General features: G+C 54.9%; 18 protein-coding genes. 9 read left to right on the top strand and 9 right to left on the bottom strand.

Translation table 11 applies throughout. From position 1 onward, the window contains the following. Window positions 1-21 precede the first annotated feature (21 nt). Genes G9Q38_RS02815 through G9Q38_RS02800 form a run of 4 tightly spaced genes read right to left on the bottom strand, consistent with a single transcriptional unit; the run spans window position 22 to window position 6,271 of the window. Window positions 22-747: an SPOR domain-containing protein gene (locus tag G9Q38_RS02815; RefSeq protein WP_166127631.1), complete on the bottom strand. Its 726-nt coding sequence runs from the start codon at window positions 745-747 to the stop codon at window positions 22-24. Window positions 748-765: 18 nt separating this feature from the next. Beyond that, window positions 766-2,451, bottom strand: coding sequence for an arginine--tRNA ligase (gene argS / locus G9Q38_RS02810; protein ID WP_166127629.1), 1,686 nt, complete (start codon window positions 2,449-2,451; stop codon window positions 766-768). 60 nt (window positions 2,452-2,511) lie between these two features. After that, complete coding sequence (locus G9Q38_RS02805) at window positions 2,512-3,165, bottom strand: phospholipase effector Tle1 domain-containing protein (protein ID WP_166127626.1); 654 nt, start codon at window positions 3,163-3,165, stop codon at window positions 2,512-2,514. After that, a complete protein-coding gene (locus G9Q38_RS02800; RefSeq protein ID WP_166127623.1) occupies window positions 3,113-6,271 on the bottom strand; it encodes an RHS repeat-associated core domain-containing protein in 3,159 nt (1,052 codons plus the stop codon). The genes G9Q38_RS02805 and G9Q38_RS02800 overlap by 53 nt, the downstream gene beginning before the upstream one ends. Window positions 6,272-6,370: 99 nt before the next feature. Between G9Q38_RS02800 and G9Q38_RS02795 the strand changes: the two genes are divergently transcribed. Beyond that, window positions 6,371-6,712, top strand: a complete 342-nt coding sequence (locus G9Q38_RS02795) for a DUF1840 domain-containing protein (protein WP_119515857.1) — start codon at window positions 6,371-6,373, stop codon at window positions 6,710-6,712. Window positions 6,713-6,781: 69 nt separating this feature from the next. On the opposite strand, the gene leuA is transcribed toward G9Q38_RS02795, so the two are convergent. Together leuA and G9Q38_RS02785 are read right to left on the bottom strand one after the other, a co-directional pair. Further along, complete coding sequence (gene leuA / locus G9Q38_RS02790; RefSeq protein ID WP_166127620.1) at window positions 6,782-8,479, bottom strand: 2-isopropylmalate synthase; 1,698 nt, start codon at window positions 8,477-8,479, stop codon at window positions 6,782-6,784. Window positions 8,480-8,828: 349 nt separating this feature from the next. Continuing rightward, the gene (locus tag G9Q38_RS02785) at window positions 8,829-9,374 is read right to left on the bottom strand and encodes a hypothetical protein (protein ID WP_166127617.1); all 546 of its coding nucleotides are present in this window, start codon (window positions 9,372-9,374) and stop codon (window positions 8,829-8,831) included. Window positions 9,375-9,390: 16 nt separating this feature from the next. On the opposite strand from G9Q38_RS02785, the gene rpoN reads away from it, so the two are divergent. The 4 genes from rpoN (at window position 9,391) to G9Q38_RS02765 (ending at window position 12,497) form a co-directional block, all read left to right on the top strand. Continuing rightward, the gene (gene rpoN / locus G9Q38_RS02780) at window positions 9,391-10,920 is read left to right on the top strand and encodes an RNA polymerase factor sigma-54 (RefSeq protein WP_166127615.1); all 1,530 of its coding nucleotides are present in this window, start codon (window positions 9,391-9,393) and stop codon (window positions 10,918-10,920) included. A gap of 77 nt (window positions 10,921-10,997) precedes the next feature. Then, window positions 10,998-11,264, top strand: a complete 267-nt coding sequence (locus G9Q38_RS02775; RefSeq protein ID WP_114419537.1) for a (2Fe-2S)-binding protein — start codon at window positions 10,998-11,000, stop codon at window positions 11,262-11,264. A 93-nt stretch (window positions 11,265-11,357) separates the two neighbouring features. Beyond that, window positions 11,358-11,828: a bacterioferritin gene (gene bfr, locus G9Q38_RS02770; protein WP_114419126.1), complete on the top strand. Its 471-nt coding sequence runs from the start codon at window positions 11,358-11,360 to the stop codon at window positions 11,826-11,828. Between the two features lie 12 nt (window positions 11,829-11,840). Further along, a complete protein-coding gene (locus G9Q38_RS02765; protein WP_166127612.1) occupies window positions 11,841-12,497 on the top strand; it encodes a cupin domain-containing protein in 657 nt (218 codons plus the stop codon). Here G9Q38_RS02765 and G9Q38_RS02760 read toward each other — a convergent pair. The 3 genes from G9Q38_RS02760 to G9Q38_RS02750 all read right to left on the bottom strand — a co-directional run bounded on the left by G9Q38_RS02760 (window position 12,494) and on the right by G9Q38_RS02750 (window position 15,967). Further along, window positions 12,494-13,582 (bottom strand): AI-2E family transporter, encoded by a 1,089-nt coding sequence (locus tag G9Q38_RS02760; protein WP_166127609.1) that lies wholly within the window; start codon window positions 13,580-13,582, stop codon window positions 12,494-12,496. The two genes, G9Q38_RS02765 and G9Q38_RS02760, sit on opposite strands and share 4 nt — an antisense overlap. Before the next feature lie 68 nt (window positions 13,583-13,650). Beyond that, entirely contained in the window at window positions 13,651-14,304 is a 654-nt protein-coding gene (locus G9Q38_RS02755; protein WP_166127605.1) for a hypothetical protein, read from the bottom strand. 61 nt (window positions 14,305-14,365) lie between these two features. Then, a complete protein-coding gene (locus G9Q38_RS02750) occupies window positions 14,366-15,967 on the bottom strand; it encodes a peptide chain release factor 3 (RefSeq protein WP_166132293.1) in 1,602 nt (533 codons plus the stop codon). Window positions 15,968-16,273: 306 nt separating this feature from the next. Between G9Q38_RS02750 and G9Q38_RS02745 the strand changes: the two genes are divergently transcribed. From G9Q38_RS02745 to arsS, 4 genes are all read left to right on the top strand, one after another. After that, window positions 16,274-18,214: a sensor domain-containing protein gene (locus tag G9Q38_RS02745; RefSeq protein WP_166127603.1), complete on the top strand. Its 1,941-nt coding sequence runs from the start codon at window positions 16,274-16,276 to the stop codon at window positions 18,212-18,214. 69 nt (window positions 18,215-18,283) lie between these two features. Then, window positions 18,284-18,877: a sigma-70 family RNA polymerase sigma factor gene (locus G9Q38_RS02740; RefSeq protein WP_166127600.1), complete on the top strand. Its 594-nt coding sequence runs from the start codon at window positions 18,284-18,286 to the stop codon at window positions 18,875-18,877. Then, window positions 18,871-19,092 (top strand): zf-HC2 domain-containing protein, encoded by a 222-nt coding sequence (locus G9Q38_RS02735; RefSeq protein WP_166127596.1) that lies wholly within the window; start codon window positions 18,871-18,873, stop codon window positions 19,090-19,092. Before G9Q38_RS02740 ends, G9Q38_RS02735 begins: the two co-directional genes overlap by 7 nt. Then, on the top strand, window positions 19,085-20,035 hold the full coding sequence (arsS, locus tag G9Q38_RS02730; RefSeq protein ID WP_166127593.1) for an arsenosugar biosynthesis radical SAM (seleno)protein ArsS: 951 nt from the start codon (window positions 19,085-19,087) through the stop codon (window positions 20,033-20,035). The genes G9Q38_RS02735 and arsS overlap by 8 nt, the downstream gene beginning before the upstream one ends. The last annotated feature ends 15 nt before the right edge of the window (window positions 20,036-20,050 follow it).

The following is a 20,050-nucleotide window of genomic DNA, read 5'->3' as shown; positions in this document are numbered from 1 at the left end:
TATAACTTTATTATCAGAAAATCAGGGGCGAACAACAGAAGATTCAATCTGGGCTTTTGACAGCTCGGCGCGCGCCTGGTTCATTTCGTCGATTCCTTTGAACGGCCCGAGCCTAACCCGATAAAGCGTTGCGCCATTCACTTGGGCGCTTTGTATTTGGGTGGGTTGCCCCATAAGAATAATGCGTGCACGCATGGCTTCGGCGTCGGTTTCCGAACGGAACGCGCCTGCCTGCAGATAATAGGTGGTTTGGGTACCGGGCGGAGTTGAGCGGGGGGCTGATGGTGCACTTTGCGTGGATGACGCTTGATTGGCGCCACCGGCCGACGAAGGCGCGCGTGCCGGGCTTGTTGCCTCGCGCCGGGTTTGGGTTTCGCCGCCGTCATTGCCTGATTGCGTGGGTGCGCCCAAGGTGGCAAGTAATGCGCCGATATCGTCGGTAAGGCTGGGATTCTCTTCCGAACCGGGCAGGGCTTGAGGGGGTGTGATGGCGTCGCGGTTGGCAATGCCGCCGGCACCGCCGTCACCCATGAGAGCCCGATTCGGGTCGGGCGCATCACGCACATCGGGCAGCAGCACGTTGGGTGCGCTGCGACTGGCTTTGTCGGCAAACGGCATGGGCACCTGGGTGACGAAATACGCCACCGCTGCGGCGATAGCCAGCCCCAGTATCAGGCCGAATAACAGCGTGAAGAGCGTTCCGCCGGATCGGGAAGAGGACGATGTTTTTCGTTGCTTGGTAGCCATAATTCCTAATGCACGCCTTTACATTTTTTCCGGAGCCGAAACCCCCAGTAGCGCAAGGCCTTCCGCCAGCACATGCCGGGTGGCCTGGGCAAGACGCAAGCGGGCGGTTTTCAGGGATTCGTCATCCACCCGCACACGTTCAGCGTTGTACCATGCGTGGAAGTCGGCTGCACAATCGCGTAACCAGAAAGCAATATGGTGCGGAGCCAGTTCCTGGGCCGCCAACGCAATGGTGGCGGGAAATTCCGCTAACCTTTGTAGCAGAGCAAACTCGGTGGGTGCAACCAGGCGGCTGATGTCTGCTGTGGCCAATGCGTCGGGATTCGCCCCTGATTGTGCCAGTACCGAGCAAATACGAGCATGGGCGTATTGAATGTAATACACCGGGTTTTCTTCGCTTTTTGATAAGGCCAAGTCAATATCGAATACGAATTCCGAGTCGGCGCGACGCTGGGCCAGGAAAAAGCGCACGGCGTCTTGGCCGACCCAGTCGACCAAGTCGCGTAGCGTAACGTAACTGCCTGCGCGCTTTGAGATTTTCACTTCCGCGCCCTGGCGAACGACCTTCACCATCTTGTGCAGAATGTATTCGGGAAACGCTTTGGGAATGTTCATGTCAAGGCCTTGCAGGCCGGCGCGAACCCGTGCAATGGTACCGTGGTGGTCGCTGCCTTGAATGTTGATGGCGCGGTGGTAGCCACGTTCCCATTTGGCAACGTGGTAGGCCACATCGGGCACGAAATAGGTGTAGCCGCCTTCCGATTTGCGCATGACGCGATCTTTGTCGTCGCCGGTGCCCAGTTCGGTGGTACGCAACCATAGCGCGCCGTCTTTTTCGTAAGTATGGCCGTTTTCTATAAGCGTTTTTACGGCTGCCTCAACCCGCCCGGACGTATACAAACTGCTTTCCAGGTAGAAGTTGTCGAACTTCAGACCGAACGCCTGCAAGTCGAGGTCTTGTTCGCGGCGCAGGTAAGTTACGGCAAAGTGCCGGATATCTTCCAAGCTATCGATATTGCCGGTGGCAGTGACAGCGTCGCCGTCGGCAGCCTGCACAGTGCGTTTGGCAAGAAAATCGTTGGCAATATCCACAATGTAGTCGCCCCGGTAGCCATCGGCGGGGAAGTCGGGGGAGTCGGGTTCGATACCCCTGGCGCGTGCTTGCACGCTAATAGCCAGGTTGTCGATTTGGTTGCCCGCGTCGTTGTAGTAGAACTCGCGAATGACCTCATAACCTTGAGCGGTTAAAAGCCGGCACAAAGAATCGCCCAGTGCGGCCTGGCGCGCATGGCCGACATGAAGCGGCCCTGTGGGGTTGGCTGAAACGAATTCAACCAGCACCTTTTCGTTGCGGGCGGGTTGCACGCCGTAGTGGTTACCTTCTTCCTGAATGGCAATCAGGACCGCCTGGCGAGCGGCAGCGGTAAGACGAAAGTTAATGAAACCGGGTCCGGCCACTTCCGCCGATTCGACGATTTCCAGCACTTCGGCCTGCTTCAATAGGGCGTCGATAATGCTCTGAGCCAGCTCGCGCGGATTTCGTCGTGCTGGTTTGGCCAGTTGCATGGCAATATTGCTTGCCATATCGCCGTGTGCCGCCACCTTCGGGCGCTCAAGCGTGACGGTTGCGTTATGGTTTGGTACCAGGTTTGAAACGACCTGATTGATGTGAGAAATAAGTGCTTGTTGTTGCCCGGGCAGCATAGATAAGATGAAGAAACTTAAGAAAAATTTGAACAAAAAGCGGCAAAAAACCGCGAATGGTCAATGATAGCGTGAATTGTTCCCTGTTGTCGTGTCGGGTGTCTGCCAGCCCAGGGCATCGTAGAGCCAGGCAGCATAGCCTTGCATGTCGACCTGCCCCACTTCGTTGCCTGCCTGGCGCCGCCAGCCGGGCAGGCGTTGAATAAATGACTCAACCTGTTCACGTGTAACACGCCCCAGGCGTGGGTCGTGGTCCTGGTAGTTGTTGCGTTTTGTCCCGTCGGCGTTTTCAATGCGGCGATCACCGTTTTGAATGGAGCGCAGGGTGGGGGTGCGTGCATCATGCAAAATGGGGTTGGAAATGACTGCATCGTCGAGCGAATCACTGAATTGCAGGTTGGCTGCACGGGCTTGCCAAAGCATCCAGTTCAAACTTACGTCCGATAAGTCTCCGCGCGAGATGCTTTGCCCGTTTTCATCAATCACAATGCCGCCGCCGATATCGGCGTGGGCACCGATAAACGGCGCTTCAACCGAATTCAAAGCATGGTTTTGCCCCACGACCATTAGCGGGAAAAGCCAACGGTGCTCATGCAAGGCAATGGCATGGGCAACCCATTGCCAACTGTCGTCAATCGTCATATTGAATTCGTCGTTGCGGCTACCGCCAATGCCGAATTGGGCAACCGTGTCGAACAAGCCCAGAAAGCGCAAATCGACACAGGCGGAAACCAGCCCGCGTAAAGGGTCGTGAAATGAGAACTGATTGTTGAGGGTGTGCCGGCTGACCTGATTGGCGAAGTGGCGGGCCATGGCACTGCCACGCGAATAACCCAGAATATCGATGGGTCGCATATCGTTGGGGCTTAGCGTTGCGTTGCCCAGGCCGGACAGCAGATTCTGCCATTGCCGGTTGATAATGTCGGGCGCTATAGGCGGTTAGTGCGTCCCAGTCGGTTTCGTAAGGGTTGCCGGGCCCAGACTGGTAGAAAACCGGTCCGCCTTCATAACGTTGCGCCAGTTTCCATACATTGCTTTTTGTTTGCGCATTATTCCGGGTACCGTCGAACGCAAATAGCATGAGTCCCAACGGGTCGATATACCGGCGGGGTTGTTGCCTGGCATAGCCCAATGCATCGCCGCCGGGAAACGGACCCAGTGGGTCGGGCTCCAGATAGTGGCCGGACTGCGGGTCGTAGGTGCGATGCAGGTTGTCGTGCCAACCGGTGTCGGGGTCTGCATGTTGGCCCGGCAGGCGCAGGTTAAGCGACAGGCGCTCAACTTTTACGTTCGCCAGGCCGGTAGGTGAGTAGGAAGCCAGCCACATGATTTCCTGATTGGCATCCGTCACCAGTCGGGGGGCGCCCAGGAGATCACTTTGAATAAAGTAAAGCCGGCCTTGGGGATATCGGTGGCTGTATTGAATGAAGCCAACCGGGGTGTGGTGTATATAAAGATACCGGCGTGACAATAGAGGCTGTAACGAATGCGCATTGTTTGAAACTCGTTCGGCAACGCGTTGGCCGTCGAGATACCAGAAAGCCTGGGTCGGGGTTGTGTCGCGGTCCGAGCGGTATCGCTTTATAAGCCGGCCGAACGCGTCGTGTTGATAGTGAATATGATGGGTGGTTAACACGGTTTTCAGGCGTCGATCAGCGCCATAACGAAGTGAGGTTTGGTTGATTTGCGTCGGCAGCCCCGAGGCGTCGCGTTGGATACGCGGGTGCTGTGTGCCGCCGGAGTGCTTGTGGGCCAAAAGCGCACCGCTGTCTTGCCAGGCATACCAGCGGGTTTGTCTGTGATGTAAATCGCTTGCCGTGTTGCCTGTCATGTGCAGGGCGCCGATCAGGCGTTGCTTTTGGTCGTGCTGATAGCGCCGGCGATGTATTTCGGCGCCGGCGATATCCTCTTCAACAACCTGTCCTTGGGCATTCAACCGGTAAGTTTGTTGCCAAACCACCGGCCGATTCCCGTTTGCCGAGGTAGCCCGCAGGCTTTGGCGCGCAAACCCGGGGCCGATTGTGGTGGTGGCTTGAAGCCCGTTGCCGTAGCGATAACCGGCGGTTTGATTGGGCAGGGGTGGGGCTTGCACTACAACGTAACGGCGCCCTTGAGCACTCTCCCAAACAAGCCGTTGCAACTGCGTTCCGCGCCAGGTGTAATGCAAACTACCGCCTTCAGGTAGCGCGTGCTGAATAAGTTGGTTGCGTTCGTTGTAGGCGAATCGGGATTGCAGTGTAAGCGCCGCTCCTTGGTTCGGGCGGGTGGATTCTTGTGAAATAAGACGCCCCTGCAAATCGTACTCAAATTGCAATGTTTCGTTCGGGTGGCGCACGTGGGTTAAAAGATCTCCACGCCATTGCAACGCGGTGCTGATGCGTTTATTGCCTGGGCCCGAAGAGGTGATGTTTACCGGCCGCCCGGCACCGTCGTATTGGTAGTGCCAAACATCGCCGTTGGCGAAAGCGCGGCGGCTTGGCAAGCCGTTTGGTGTTCGGCTCAGTACGGTATTGCCGGTTAGCAATGAATACCACCGTTGCAGTTGCCCTTTTCGATTGAAGTGCAGTTGCAGATTCGGCCACCCGGATTGGCGCGAATTCAATTGCCGTATTTGCCCTTGGGGCTTTCGGAAAATACGTAGACCGTTGATTTGTTTAAGTTCGCCGTACCGTGTGTAGTGCGCGCGGGTGCCGGGTGCTGCGCAGCCAGGGCAGGGATCTGCGCTAACTGCATGAAGCCGGGGCCGACCATTCACCCAGCGGAAAAGAAAGCGAGTGTGATGGCCGTTGGCTTGTTTCACGTGGGTAACGCCTGCGCGTCCCGGCACAGTCACGCTTTCATACTGAAATGTTAGGTATTGCGTACGGGTTTTGGCTGGGCCTAAGTGGTGCAGGGCAAGCAATTTAACCCGCTCGTTTGGGTCAAGTGTCCAGTGTCGCCACGGTTGGAAAGGCGTTTTGGGCGCCCGTTTTTTGTCGATGCCGACCAAGCCGCCGGAGTGAGGAGGTGAATGTAAAGCATAGTGATACCGGTGGGCGGTTCTATCGGGCAAAATAGCCTGGCGCAACCGCGGTATGCGTTGGTTGCCGGCAGGCGTGTACAGGTAGCGCAGGGTGCCGGTTGGCATTTGCATGGCGCTTAAGCGTGGTTGGCCTTCCAGAAAGCGATATTGCAGTGTGATTTTTCGGCCGTTAAGAACAAGGGTGTGTGCCAGCCCGTGCAATGCCTGCCCCTTTTCCCGGTGGCGCTGCACGTGCAGCTCGACGTGTGCATTGCGCAACCGAATCAGTTGGCCGTTAAGGTTGAACGCAAGGGTTTGGCCGCTTAAGCCTTGCCATGTCCACCCTTCGTCGGTTTGCTCCAGCTTGCCGTGTGGGCTTGTATACGCTGAATGGGTGTCCCGGCGGGTGAAATGTGTTCGGCTTGCGTCAGCATGCAATATCGTGGCGTGGTGGGCCGATAGGCTTAAGCGGGTTTCCCAATCCATCGACCATGCCGGCCCAAGGATACTGCCGGGTCCTTGGTTGTTCGCATGGTAGTGGCGCCGGAACGGCCCATCGTGCTCGAAGTGTATTTTGTGCCCCGTTGCCAAATGAACCGGGTTGCCCGCGCCTGAGTTTAATGACGGCTCGGTATGAACGGCCGAAGTAAGGCCGCCCGGTAGGCAGGGGGCGTCGGTGCCCGGTCGCATGCATTGGCTTTGCGCCACAACCTGGGGTGTAAAAACAGTGAGCGCCAACAGCAAGGTCGTGATAGCTGTTGCAAAACGCGTGCCTTTCGACTGGGTGATGCCATGTGACGGTGTCTGCCTGCCTTTCATAGTCTTGTCTGACGGGTTCTGTGCAAGCCGTTATCTTGCCGCTTGGCAGGTGATGAAAGTTGGGGTAGTGTATGAATCTATCTATTGGGAGAAACCGAAATGCTAGTTGTCTTTCATGCCAAGCCGGCGGCCGAAGTGCTTATGTTCGGCAACCATGCGCTCGATGTATTGCGCGCCGCCGGGCGCAGTTACGATACGCTGCCCGAGCGCGGGGTGATTACGGCGGCGCAGCTTGACGACGCCATTGCCAATATCGAAAAAACCATGTCGCTTGAACCAACGTCTTACCAGGACGACGACGGCGAGGAAAACGATACGAAAGAACATCCCATTTCACAATCGGTAAGCTTTCGCCAGCGCGCATTTCCGTTGTTGGCCATGATGCGTTTATGCCGCGAGCATAAGGCCGACATTACATGGGAACCCGCGCCTACGTGGTAATGCATAAAAATGGCCGCCCTGAGGCGGCCGAACCGGGTTGCGTTGTAACGCCAGGCCCGGCTTAACGTTTTACGCCGCCGCCTTGGTTCGCGCGGCTTGTTCTTGCGCTGCGTGCCGGTTAACGGCACTTAAAATAGCCAGGAACGAGGCCGTAACTATATCAGCGTGAATACCCACGCCGAAGCCGGGCATCGATTCACCCACGCGAACCTCCACATAAGATGCCGCCCGGGTGTCGGTGCCGGTGCCAATGGCGTGTTCGTGGTAGCCCAGTATGGAAATGTCGGCTCCCAATGCGTTCACAAAGGCGGAAATGGCGCCGTCGCCCTGCCCTTTCAATTGCACCAGCTTGCCTTTGTGTTCAAGCTCGACCTCAATAGCGAAGTGTTCGCCGGTTTTGGCGCTGGGGTCGCCGGTAATGCGGTGGCGCACCAGCTTCCACGGGCGTTCCAAGTCAAGGTATTCCGAACGGAACAAATCGTAAACATCGCCCGCCGTGACTTCACGACCGGTTTCATCGGTAACACGCTGAATGGCGCGGCTGAATTCAATTTGCAAGCGGCGCGGCAACACCAAGCCGTGTTCTTGTTCAAGCAAGTACGACACCCCGCCTTTGCCCGACTGGCTGTTCACGCGAATCACGGCGTCGTAATTGCGGCCCACATCGGCCGGGTCGATGGGCAGGTAGGGTACTTCCCACAATGCATCCGGGTCCTGAACGGCAAACCCTTTCTTGATGGCGTCTTGGTGTGAGCCCGAGAAGGCGGTGAAAACCAGGTCGCCCGCATAGGGGTGGCGTGGGTGAACCGGCAATTGATTGCAGTACTCCACACAGCGACGCACTTCGTCGATATCGGAAAAGTCGAGCCCGGGGTGGATGCCCTGGGTGTACAAGTTCAAGGCCAACGTAACGAGGCACACATTACCGGTACGCTCGCCGTTGCCGAACAAGCAGCCTTCTACGCGATCGGCGCCGGCCATGACAGCTAATTCAGCTGCGGCAACGGCTGTGCCGCGGTCGTTGTGCGGATGCACGCTAACGACAATACTTTCGCGGTTCTTCAGGTTTTTGCTGATCCACTCGATTTGGTCGGCATACATATTCGGCGTGGTCGCCTCAATGGTGGCCGGCAAGTTCAGGATAACAGTGGACTCGGGCGTAGGCTGCCACGCCGCAACCACGGCATTACACACTTCAAGCGCGAATTCGGGTTCTGTGGTGCTGAAAACCTCCGGCGAATATTCGTAACGCCAGTAAGTTTCCGGGTGCTTGGCGGTGAATTCCTTCACCATGCGGGTGCCCGCAACGGCCAAGTCGCGAACCTGATCTTTCGTCATGCTGAAGACGATCTTTCGGAACGCCGGAGCACAAGCGTTATACAAGTGCACAATGGCTTTCTTTGCGCCCGCAGCCGCTTCCACCGTACGTGCAATCAAGTCTTCGCGCGATTGGGTCAGAACAATGATGCTAACGTCGTCGGGAATGCGATCTTCCTCAACCAGCTTGCGGACAAAATCAAAATCAGTCTGCGAGGCCGATGGAAAGCCAACCTCAATTTCCTTGAAACCGATTTTGATCAATTGCTCGAAAAAGCGCAGCTTGCGCTCGACACTCATGGGCTCGATGAGCGACTGGTTGCCATCGCGCAGGTCGGTGCTCATCCAGATAGGGGGCGCCGTAATTTTTTTGCTGGGCCAGGTGCGTTCTGAAAAGTCACGTGTGAACGGTACAAACGGGCGGTATTTGTCAGATGGATTCGAGAGCATGGTACACCTACTGATTAACTGGTTATTTCTTTAATCAACAACCCGTTGCCTTCAAAGGGTCGATAAAACGCCGACGCAATATTTTGAAGGGAAGCTTGATTGACCAAGCGGGTTGTATTTTGATTCGGGAAGAAAATTTGGCGTGGCACAAACGGCTGCCGGACTGCCACATAGCGCTAGGCCCGACAACCGATCGGTAGTAGCAGGGGTAGAGCCAGAGAGAAGAGAGGAGAAACCGTAGCCGCAACGGGGCCGGCGCAGTGAGCGCGACTCGAAATGCCGACAGAGGAAAAAGTTACGGTATCCATACCCATAGTCGACCATATTTATGCTGAATTTGCAAGTCTTTTCAGGGTGGGTCGACAGGGGAGGACCCCAGTAACTGCAGGTGTTCGCGCGAAATAGCGATTTTCTGGGCGCGCCCGTTGCGCAGCTCTTGTGACGTTTGTTGCAAATCACCAACAGTAATGGGCTCTCGCGGGTTGTCCCATACCCAACGCAGGACATCTTTGGCAGGTTCCGACAATTGCGCAACCAGGGATTGCATCGTATTGGTTGCAACCACTTGTGCATTGACCCGTTTGCGTCCGGCGCGTACAAAGTTGATTAGAAAATAGGCAATAATAAGCGTGCACAGCGCCACCAAAGCCCACCAGAAATAGGGGTTGTAGCGATTTAAAAATTCAATGGTGGGGCCACCTAACACCTCGAGACCGGTATAGTCGACAGTGTGGCCGAATGCAACCACGCGTTGCAACAGGTAGTACCACACAAGGGCGACGACCACGACGACAACCGTACAAATGATTTTGTGCGTTGCGGTGAGCTTTAACAGAGTGTTACGCAACGCAGAGAAATCGCGGGGCGTGGGCTGGTGGGTGGATTCTGTTTTCATGCGGGCTATTTTACCTATGCAATCGCGACAATCGATACAGTTACGCCAGCAGCAACAATTGGCTTTAACGCCGCAATTGCAGCAATCAATTCGGTTTTTGCAGCTATCGGCGCAAGAACTCGAGCTTGAAGTGGCGCAAGCGCTGACTGACAACCCGCTGCTGGAGCTTGAGGGGCAGTATGACACCGACACGTCCAGTGCGGAAGAGGGCCCGTTGTCGCAAGACGACGACGGTGCGCCGCAAGACAATAATACGTATCTCGATGAGGCCGAGCATTACGGTACCCAGCCGTCGATGGGGGAGCGTTCCCAAGATGATGATTACGCGCCGCACGAAGCGGGATCTGTAGAAACCCTGCGGGATCATTTGCTGGGGCAATTGAATGTGACGCGTGCTACTGAGCGTGACAAGGTGCTGGTCACGCTGCTGGTCGACGAACTGGATGAAAATGGCTTGTTGCCGGTGTCGATCGATGATGTGGTGGGTTACATAAATGGTCATTTGGGTGTGCCCGAACCTCAGGACACGCCCGGTGCAGATCAGGCGCCGCAGGCCGCCGTCGATAACGATGATGAGGGTGCGGACCCACAGGTGGTTTCCCGCGAGGAAATGCTTGCCGCGCTGCGTTTGTTGCAATCGTTTGATCCGCCGGGGGTGGGGGGGCAAAGCGTGGCGGAATGTCTGCAGATTCAGTTGCGACAAACGCAGAGCAGCTATCCGGTCGATGTTGTCGATTGTGCGATGCAAATGGTGGGCGAGCATCTTGATATGCTTGCCGCGGGGAATTTCACCCGTTTGCGAAACCAGTTAGGCGTGTCACAAACTATTTTGCAGGCGGCGCACAAATGGGTTTTAAGCCTGAATCCCAAACCGGGCCGCGCCTGGGCGCAAAGCGTGGCTGATTATGTGCGGCCCGAAGTGATTGTGCGTAAAGTGCAAGAGCGATGGCATGCCCGTTTGAACCCCGCTGTTTTTCCGCGCTTAAGGGTGAACCCTGAATATGAACAATGGCTGCAGTCAAACAAGGCAGACGAGAGCACGTCGGCACTTCAGGTGCAGCTTCAGCAGGCGCATGGTTTGATGAAGAGTGTGGCGCAGCGTTTTGAAACCGTACTTCGGGTGGCGGAGTTTATCGTGCGGCATCAACAGGCATTTTTCGAGCAAGGGCCGCAAGCCATGCAGCCATTGGTTCTAAGGGATATTGCCGATGCGCTCGAGCTGCATGAGTCAACCGTATCGCGCGCCACCCGTAATAAATACGCCCAAACGCCTTGGGGTGTGTTTGAGCTTAAATATTTCCTGGGAACGTCGTTGGGCGGCTCCGGCTTGGCGCCGGCGTCATCGGGCACTGCGGTGCGTGCCATGATTCGCCAACTCATCAGCGCCGAATCCACTCAGAAGCCCTTGTCCGACAACAAAATTGCCCAGTTGCTGGCTGAAAAAGGGGTTGACGTAGCGCGTCGCACCGTGGCCAAGTACCGTGAAGCAGAAGGCATCGATGCCGCGTCTGTGCGTAAAGCGAAGGCGCGGTTAAAAGGCGCGTAATTTTTTGTGGCAGGACAGTTACAAAAAAAATTGACGGGGGCTTGCGTTGAAGAAAAACATGGATGATAATTATTCTCATGTTTATTTGTATCTGTAACGCCATTACCGAGCGGCAAGTGCGTGAAGCGGTTGCCGGAGGCGCTCATACCATGTCCGATCTCCAGGCCCAGTTGGGCGTGGCATCGTGCTGTGGGTGCTGTTCCGATACCGCTTCCGAGTATCTGCCCGGTGGTCGCCAGGCTGCGTACCCCGCAGTGCACGATATGGTTGAAACCATCGAGGCAGCAGCGAACGACACCGCTCTACCTCCCGGCTTCACGGAAGTCGTGGCCCGTCGCGCCTGAAAAAGGCGCCAAATTATGGTTCCCGCTAGTGCGAAAGTCGCACTGGCGTGGTAGGCTTGTTATCTAACGTTTTGCAAGCCAAGGAGAACCGTCATGAAGGGCGACGCCACCGTTATTCAGCATCTGAATAAACAACTCAAAAACGAACTCACCGCCATTAACCAGTACTTTCTGCATGCGCGCATGCTGAATCACTGGGGCTTCAACAAACTGGGCAAACACGAGTACGACGAGTCCATCGGTGAAATGAAGCACGCCGACAAACTCATCGAACGCATTTTCATGCTCGACGGTTTGCCGAATCTTCAAGACCTGCATAAGTTGCTTATCGGCGAAAACGTGCCGGAAGTGTTGTCGTGCGATTTAAAACTGGAATCGGGTGCCCAGGAAACCATCAAAGACGGCATTGCCTATTGCGAGTCGGTGCGCGATTACGTGTCACGCGACTTGTTGCAGGAAATTCTCGACGACACGGAAGAACATATCGATTGGCTTGAAACTCAAATTGAATTGGTTGAAAAAGTGGGTGTTCAGAATTACCTGCAAAGCCAAATGGAAGAGTAAAGCGTTTTTGCGATGCGTATTAACGCCGACTTTTCAAAACCTGCTTTTGTTTTGCCCGATCAATATGAGTGGGTGTCTTCGCCCCAAGCAGGGGTTGAGCGGGTCATGCTCGATCGCGTAGGCGAAGAGAAAGCGCGTGCAACCAGCGTCGTCAGGTACGCGCCCCAGTCTTTTTTTCCGGTCCACTCACATCCCGGCGGCGAAGAAATTCTCGTGCTGTCGGGCACGTTTTCTGAAGATAACCGTCATTATCCGGCGGGCTGGTATTTGCGCAGCCCGCCTGGGTCGTCGCATCGACCTTTTAGTGAAGAAGGCGTCGTTATCTTCGTTAAGCTATGGCAAATGGGCGGGGAAGAAACGAGCGAAGTGCGTATCGATACCAACAACCCGGCTAATTGGGTTGTGGAGCCGGAAAGAGAATACTGCCCCCTTTATTCAGATAGTTCGGAAAATGTCAGGTTGGTGCGTTTGCCGGCGGGGGCGTCTTTGTTCAGTGGCTCTATGCCGGGTGCGGAAATATTCGTGCTGCAAGGCAGTGTTCTGGATCGGCAGCGAACTTATTCTTCCGGGAGCTGGATTCGCTTGCCCGAAGGAGTGTATCCCGGTTTCGCCGCGGGAGGCCAAGGGGCAAAGTTTTATATTAAAACAGGCCGCTTGGGCGAACATTAACCTTCTGTGTTCTCGAGTTGCTTTTGCTGCGCCAAACTGCGCGGCCACGCATATACCAATGCTTTGAGCAGCGTAGCCAGGGGGATGGCAAAAAATACCCCCCAAAAACCCCAAATGCCGCCGAAGAACAGCACAGCCACAATAATCGATACCGGGTGGATATTGTTGGTTTCTGAAAACAGGACAGGCGCCAGGACATTTCCGTCGAGAGCCTGAATGACGCCATAGGCAATCAAGACATACATAAAGTCGTTGCTAAAGCCAAAGTAAAAGCCTGCTACCGCCGCGACCGGCAAGGTGGCGACGGCGGCGCCAATGTAGGGTACGAGCACTGAAAGGCCTACCAGTACCCCTAGCAAAGCAGAGTACGGTAAGCCAAAAAACGTAAATGTAATGAAAGAAACAACCCCGACAATAATGATTTCGATGAATTTCCCGCGTACGTAATTGGCAATCTGATCGTCCATTTCCGTCCAGATGCGTGTCATCAGCGTGCGTTTGCGTGGGAGCATGGACAACACAAAGTCTGTCAATTTTCGGCGGTCTTTCAGTAGAAAGAAAACCAGAATCGGCACAAGAACCAGATAAATAATCAATGCCAGCACGTTGCCTAGAGAGGAAAGCGACAGCGTGAGGGCGCGTTGGCCGAACTGGGTTATTTCACGCCCCGCGACGTAGATCCATTCCTGAATTTGGTTAGGCGTAATCAGTTGCGGGAAACGGGCTTGCAGGTTGTCTAACAGGAGTTGCCCGCTGGCAAAAATACGTGGCGTCTCCTGCACAAGGCCGACCAATTGATCCCATATTAATGGCAAGAGGATAAAGGCCAGGCTTAGCAACAGCCCGACAAAGCCCGTAAAAACCAGAATCACGGCAAGCAGATGTGGCACACGGCGTTTTTCAAGCCAGTTGACGACACCCTGCAGCAAAAAGGCAATAACTAATGCTGTTAGGAATGGGGCGAGTATGTGCCCGAAAAGAATAACGGTGGCAAAGCCCGCCACCAATACCACCAGGAGAATGACGGCCTCTTCATCAGAGAAGTAGCGTTCAACCCAGTTTTTGAATATTGCTTTCAGGCCCATGATTTATTCTTTATGCCGTCGCCAATTGTGTGGGGGTGAGCCGTTATTTGAAACTGGCCTGTCAGGAATTAAAAGTTTCTGGAAGGACAGTCGTCAATTTGGCCCCAGGCGTTGTTTGGGGTGCAGTATTTGTTGCGCGCCGCCCATGTGCAACTGGGGCGGTCGAAAAAGCTTTCCAGGTTGCACTGCTGCAGCTCGTCTTGCAATTGTGCTCGCCAGTTGGCCTGACCGGTACCGGTGTTATTCATGGGTGTTTCCGGTGGTGGGGGCGGAGGATTGGGCATTTCCACCGGTTGCAACGGCATGTTGCCGTTTTGTGTGCCCAGGTTCGACATTAAGTCACCCACATCGCCTATGCCCGAGAGTCGGCCTTGTTCTATGGCGGCTATTTGTTCTGCTTCAACCATTGTAATAGGGCTGGTTGACACCGCGATCACTTCACTGGCTAAAGTTTCGCCCGCTGCTTGTTCCGCAATTTGCCATGGCACAGGTTCTACGCCCTGCGGAATGGCTAGCTGTCCGTTCACCAGCGGCTGAGGAGGTTGTTGCGAGAATGGGCGCCCGTCGGCATCGAGCACCTCAACCGGTGCAAGTTCCGGCCGCCCCGGTGCTGCGGTAGCGGTTGGCCCATGGGCAACCAGCCATTCGCCAAGGCGCAGGCCGCCCCAGGCTGAGGCGCCGGCCAGTACCAGCAAAATTGCGAACATGATTCGCCAGGACATTTAAACCCTCGGGTTATGAAACACGATTCCAAGTATAAAGCGTTGAGCGAAATACCGTGTGTCAGGTTGAGAAAACCTGGCCACCATGTTCACGCATTGCATGGAAAGTGACATCTGGATACAACTCTTGAACGACACGGAGTTGCGCGGATGAGCTGGCCAGAAAAGCAGGCGCTTCGACGACATCGTAGGCAATATTGGCCGCATTGCTGTCGAGAAACTTTTGCAAAGTTTTACTATCGGGCGCGGTGACCCAACGAGCCAGGTTGTAGCGCGACGGCATCATTCGGGCGTCGACACCGTATTCCGACTTCAATCGTTGTGCCACCACTTCGAACTGCAATTGACCGATGGCGCCCAACAACAATGCGCCCCCTGCCGCGACAGGCCGGAACACCTGGATTGCGCCCTCTTCGCCCAGCTGCGTGAGCCCGGTACGCAATTGCTTGGTGCGTAAAGGGTCTTTGACCTCAACGGCCTGAAACAGTTCCGGTGCGAAGAACGGCAAGCCAGTAAATTGCAGTTTTTCACCTTCGGTTAGCACATCGCCCAGGTGCAGCACTCCGTGGTTGGGAATGCCGATGACGTCACCGGCAAAAGCTTCTTCAACCAGTTCGCGCCGCTGCGATAAAAAAGACACCACATTATTCAGCCGAATTTCCTTGCCGGTCCGGGCTACTTTCAAGCGCATGCCGCGATTGAAAACGCCCGAGCTGACGCGCACAAACGCGACCCGGTCGCGATGGGCAGGGTCCATATTGGCCTGCACTTTAAACACCACGCCGCTGAATTTGGATTCGTCGGGCTTCACTTCGCGTTCCAGGGCCTCACGTGGTCCTGGCGGGGGCGCAAGATCAACCAGTGCATCCAGCACTTCCTGAACACCAAAATTGTTAATGGCAGACCCGAAAAAAACCGGGGTCTGGCGCCCGCCTAAAAAGGCGTCGTGGTCGAACGGTGGGGCTGCACCTGTAATCAGGTCGATCTCATCGCGTGCCTTGTCGAAGTCAGTGCCAAAGCGCGTGGCAATGTCGGGGTTGTTAATGCCGTCAATTAACTCATCGTTCTCGGTACGGCGCTCTTCCCCTGCCCGGAAAACGCGCATGCGGTCGCGTCGAATATCAAATACACCGCCGAAATGACGCCCCATACCGACTGGCCACGAGAACGGAATGGCATCCATACCCAGGTGGTCTTCAATCTCTGAAAGCAGGTTCAAGGGCTCCTGTACTTCGCGGTCGAACTTGTTGACGAAGGTAATAATGGGCGTGTTGCGTGCGCGGCACACTTGTAACAGACGAATGGTTTGTGGCTCAACCCCATTGGCACCGTCAATGACCATTAATGCAGCATCCACCGCAGTCAGCACACGGTAGGTGTCTTCTGAGAAATCCTGGTGGCCCGGTGTGTCGAGCAAGTTGATGACGCAGTCGCGGTATTCCATTTGCATGACCGACGACGCCACGGAAATGCCGCGTTGTTTTTCGATGTCCATCCAGTCGGAAGAGGCATGACGCGAAGACTTGCGCCCTTTCACCGCCCCGGCAATTTGAATGGCACCCGCGAACAGCAAAAGCTTTTCAGTTAGGGTGGTTTTACCGGCATCAGGGTGCGAAATAATGGCGAAAGTGCGGCGGCGCGCAACTTCCTGTGGGATAGGCAAAGAGGACATTAACTCGTTAAGTTGGTAGGTTTTTAGATGGAAAAATAAGAAGTTGCGGTATATTAAGCAAAAAATTGACAGACAATAATCCAGCTCATGCGTTTCCGCTCAGGTAGATCTTCACTACGTTGTACGGCGGCAAAAGTAAAAGCGGCGGTAACGCCGCTAATGGTGCTGGCACTTGTATGGGTGTTCGGCAGTTCAATTTTTAATCTTGCATCAGCGCAATTACAAAACGCGACGCACACAGAACCGCTTCCGGGAATGTTTGCTTACCAGCCAAAGCCGGTGCCAGCGTTGAGGTGGGTGCCTGACCCTCATTATATAAATTTGCGCACGCAAGACCAACTCTCCGGCTTAGTGGTTACGCTTGTTGCTTCTCAAGGTGGCCATTTCGATATTGCGAACGCCATAGCCAGTGTGGTTTCACCCCCAAATGCGCCGTCTTTTGGCTGGCTTGATATCTGGCACAAATACACCCTCATGCTCGTCATATTGGCGGTGTTAATGGTGGTAACGATTGGCCTGGTTTTCGTATTGATGTTGGTTTACCGTCGTGAACGGCGAGTCCGCAGGCAAAATCGTGATAGCCGGCAGCGGTTGGAAAGTATTATCGACGGCACCCAGGCCGGCACTTGGGAATGGAATATTCAAACAGGTGAGTTGCGTTTGAATGAGCGTTGGGCACAGATCGTCGGGTATCAATTGGCGGAACTCGAGCCGATTTCGATTCAAACCTGGTTAAGGTTCGTTCATCCCGACGACTTGAACGTCTCGGAAAAACTGTTGAAGCAACATGTTGCCGATGCGCATTCACATTACGATTTTGAAGCACGTATGTGGCACAAAGACGGTTACTGGGTTTGGGTTCACGACCGTGGGCGCTTGGCTACCAGAACACCCGACGGCAAGCCCGAATGGATGTTTGGCACGCATCTTGATATCACGGCAAGAAGGCGCGCCCAGGCCGAGCGCGATGCCTGGCTGACGCGTTTCCGCGAGCTATCGGCGAATGTTCCCGGAGGCTTATATCAATATCGTCTGGACACGGAAGGCAATAGTTCATTCCCGTTTGCCAGTGATGGTATTCGCGACATTTATGGTTTTTCTGCTGATGAATTGCTGGAAGACGCATCGGCAGTTTTTCAGCGTATTCATCGGGACGACGTGCAAGGGGTAAGTGCTTCGATTCAACAGTCGGCACGCACTTTGGCGACCTGGCGTCATGCGTATCGGGTGTTACATCCGTCTTACGGCGAACGATGGGTCGAGGGTACCGCAACGCCAAAGTTGCAGTCTGATGGTGCGATTTTGTGGCACGGTTATTTAACCGACATTACCGAGTTAAAAAGGGCGCGCGATCAGTTGCGGCTGGCGGCCAGCGTGTATGACGCAAGCCGCGAGGGTATTTGCATCACCGACCGGCGCCATCGTTTTATTGACGTGAACCGTGCGTTTGTCGAATTAACTGGCTATGAGCTCGACGATGTGAGAGGTGCATTCAGCGAGTCAGTTTTTGTTGAGACACCCGACGCTGCGACGCCGTCCGACGCGATGATGGCAGGACTTGAGCAGGCGGGGCGATGGCGGGGCGAGCTATGGGCAAAACGGGACGCCGGTGGTTACTTCCCGGTGGAGCTGTCGGTGGTAGAGGTGTATGACGAAAAGAACACCGTTGCGCATCATGTCACTGTCTTTAGTGATATTTCCGAGCGCAAGAAATACGAGAAAGAATTAAGTGAAATGGCGCATTTCGATCCGCTTACCGGGATTCCGAACCGGCGCCTTTTTGCTGAGTGCCTGAGACACGCCCTTGATAGCGCGCGCTCTCAAGGTGAGCGTGTTGCGGTGTGCATGATGGATCTGGATCATTTCAAGCCTGTCAATGACAAGTATGGGCATGAAGCAGGCGATAAAGTGTTGATTGAGGTCGCCCGCCGGCTTGAGAGGGTGGTTAAGAGCGGGGATACCGTCGCGCGTTTGGGAGGCGATGAGTATGCGCTAATTATTTGTAATCCTGATGATAAGTCGATTTTTGATCGCATCCTTGATGCTGTGCGTGAGCCGATTGTTTTAGCTCGGGGTCAGGCCTGGGTGAGTGGGAGTTTGGGTGTTGCCTATTTTGAGCCCGATCGGCCACTGGACGGTGACTTGCTTATGCGTCAGGCTGATCAGGCTGCTTATGAGTCGAAGTCTGCAGGTCGTGACCGTGTCACGGTGTATGAGCCGGAAACCGTTGCGCAGTAGCCAGGCTGTAAGAATTGGGGCGTAGCGTCGACTAATCAAAATGAGGAATCACATACGCACGACAAGCCGATGAACCCAGACTCCCAAGCCGATCTTGCCGACCCGGTTTTCTTAAGCAGCTTGCGCAGTCAAATGCTCAAGTTCGCCATATTGCATCTGCAAGATGACAGTGCTGCCGAGGACGCGGTTCAGGAGGCCTTGGCCGGCGCGTTGAAAAACGCGCGCTCGTTCGAACAACGTTCAGCGATTAAAACCTGGGTGTTTGGCATTCTGAAAAACAAAATTACCGACACGCTGCGTCAACGTCAGCGTGAGGCGGCCTTCAGTTCGCTGGATGCCGACAGCGACGCTGACCTGGAGGCGCTGTTTACGAAGCGTGGACATTGGCAGCGACACGAGCGCCCGGTTGCCTGGGCACAACCGCTGGAGGATTTGCACAGCGCCCAGTTCTGGTTGGTGTTCGAGGCGTGTTTGCACGGTTTGCCCGACCAGCAGGCGCGTGTATTTACCATGCGTGAATTCCTGGAAATGGACAGCGTGGAAATTTGTGACGTTTTAAAAATGACAACCAGCAACTTGCATGTGGTGTTGTACCGGGCAAGATTGCGGTTGCGCGAGTGTTTGGAGAACACTTGGTTTTTGGAAGGTGAAAAGCCATGTTGAATTGTCGAGGGGTGACCCAACTGCTATCGGAGTCATTAGATCGGGAACTGTCATTGTCTGATCGTATGAATTTGAAGATTCATGTCATGATGTGTTCCGGGTGTCGAAATTTTGGCCGGCATATGAAAGTATTACGCGAGGCCTCGAGTCGCTATGCCGTCGGCGAAGTGCCCACCCAGGAAGAACAAAGCCGCACCGGAGAACGCAATGCATGAAACCATCACGTTATTGAGGGCCACCGATTTCCCCGCGATTGAACGGAGAACCGTTGAGACACTGCAGGTGAATCTAGGCTACAAGTGCAATCAAAGTTGCGTGCATTGTCATGTGAACGCGGGGCCGAACCGTTGGGAGATGATGGATGAGCAGACCCTGGATTTAATTCCACTGGTGCTGTCTGCACGGGGTATTAAGACGCTGGATTTAACCGGCGGCGCACCGGAGCTGCACACGCAGTTTCGGCGTCTCGTGCGCACGGCTTCGCGCTTAGGCGTGAAAGTGATTGATCGCTGTAATCTCACCATTCTGTTTGAACCCGGGCAGAAAGATTTGGCTGAATTTTTAGCCGAACATAACGTGGAGATCGTTGCTTCGCTGCCCTGTTACTCGCTTGAAAATGTCGACAAGCAACGAGGTGACGGCGTGTTTGAAAAAAGCATTGCCGCTTTGCAGAAACTAAATGCCTTGGGTTACGGGCAGCCAGGCAGCGGTAAGGTGTTGAACCTGGTATACAACCCGCAAGGCCCTAATCTGCCGCCGAATCAGCAAGCGCTGGAAGCCGACTACAAGCGCGAGCTGAATGCGCATTTCGGTATTGTGTTCAACAGCTTGTTTACATTGGCCAACATGCCCATTAAACGCTTTGGGTCGATGTTGATCTCTAAAGGCACTTTTCGCGATTACATGCAGTTGCTGAAAGACAATTACCAGGAGCAGAACCTGGACAGTGTCATGTGCCGCTCAACGGTAAGCGTGGATTGGCAAGGCTTTTTGTACGACTGCGATTTCAATCAGCAATTGTCGCTGCCCGTGCCGGGCGGGCGGCGCCATTTACGTGACTTGCTGGAAGCCGATTTGAGCGGTAACACTATTTGTGTGGCCGATCATTGTTACGGGTGCACGGCGGGCCAGGGAAGTAGCTGTGGCGGCGCGTTATAGCGGTGCATAAAAAGT

Source organism: Pusillimonas sp. DMV24BSW_D, assembly GCF_011388195.1.
In the GTDB taxonomy this organism is placed as follows: domain Bacteria; phylum Pseudomonadota; class Gammaproteobacteria; order Burkholderiales; family Burkholderiaceae_B; genus Neopusillimonas; species Neopusillimonas aestuarii.
Note: the sequence above shows the minus strand (reverse complement) of the source record. Positions and strands in the feature narration are given on the sequence as shown.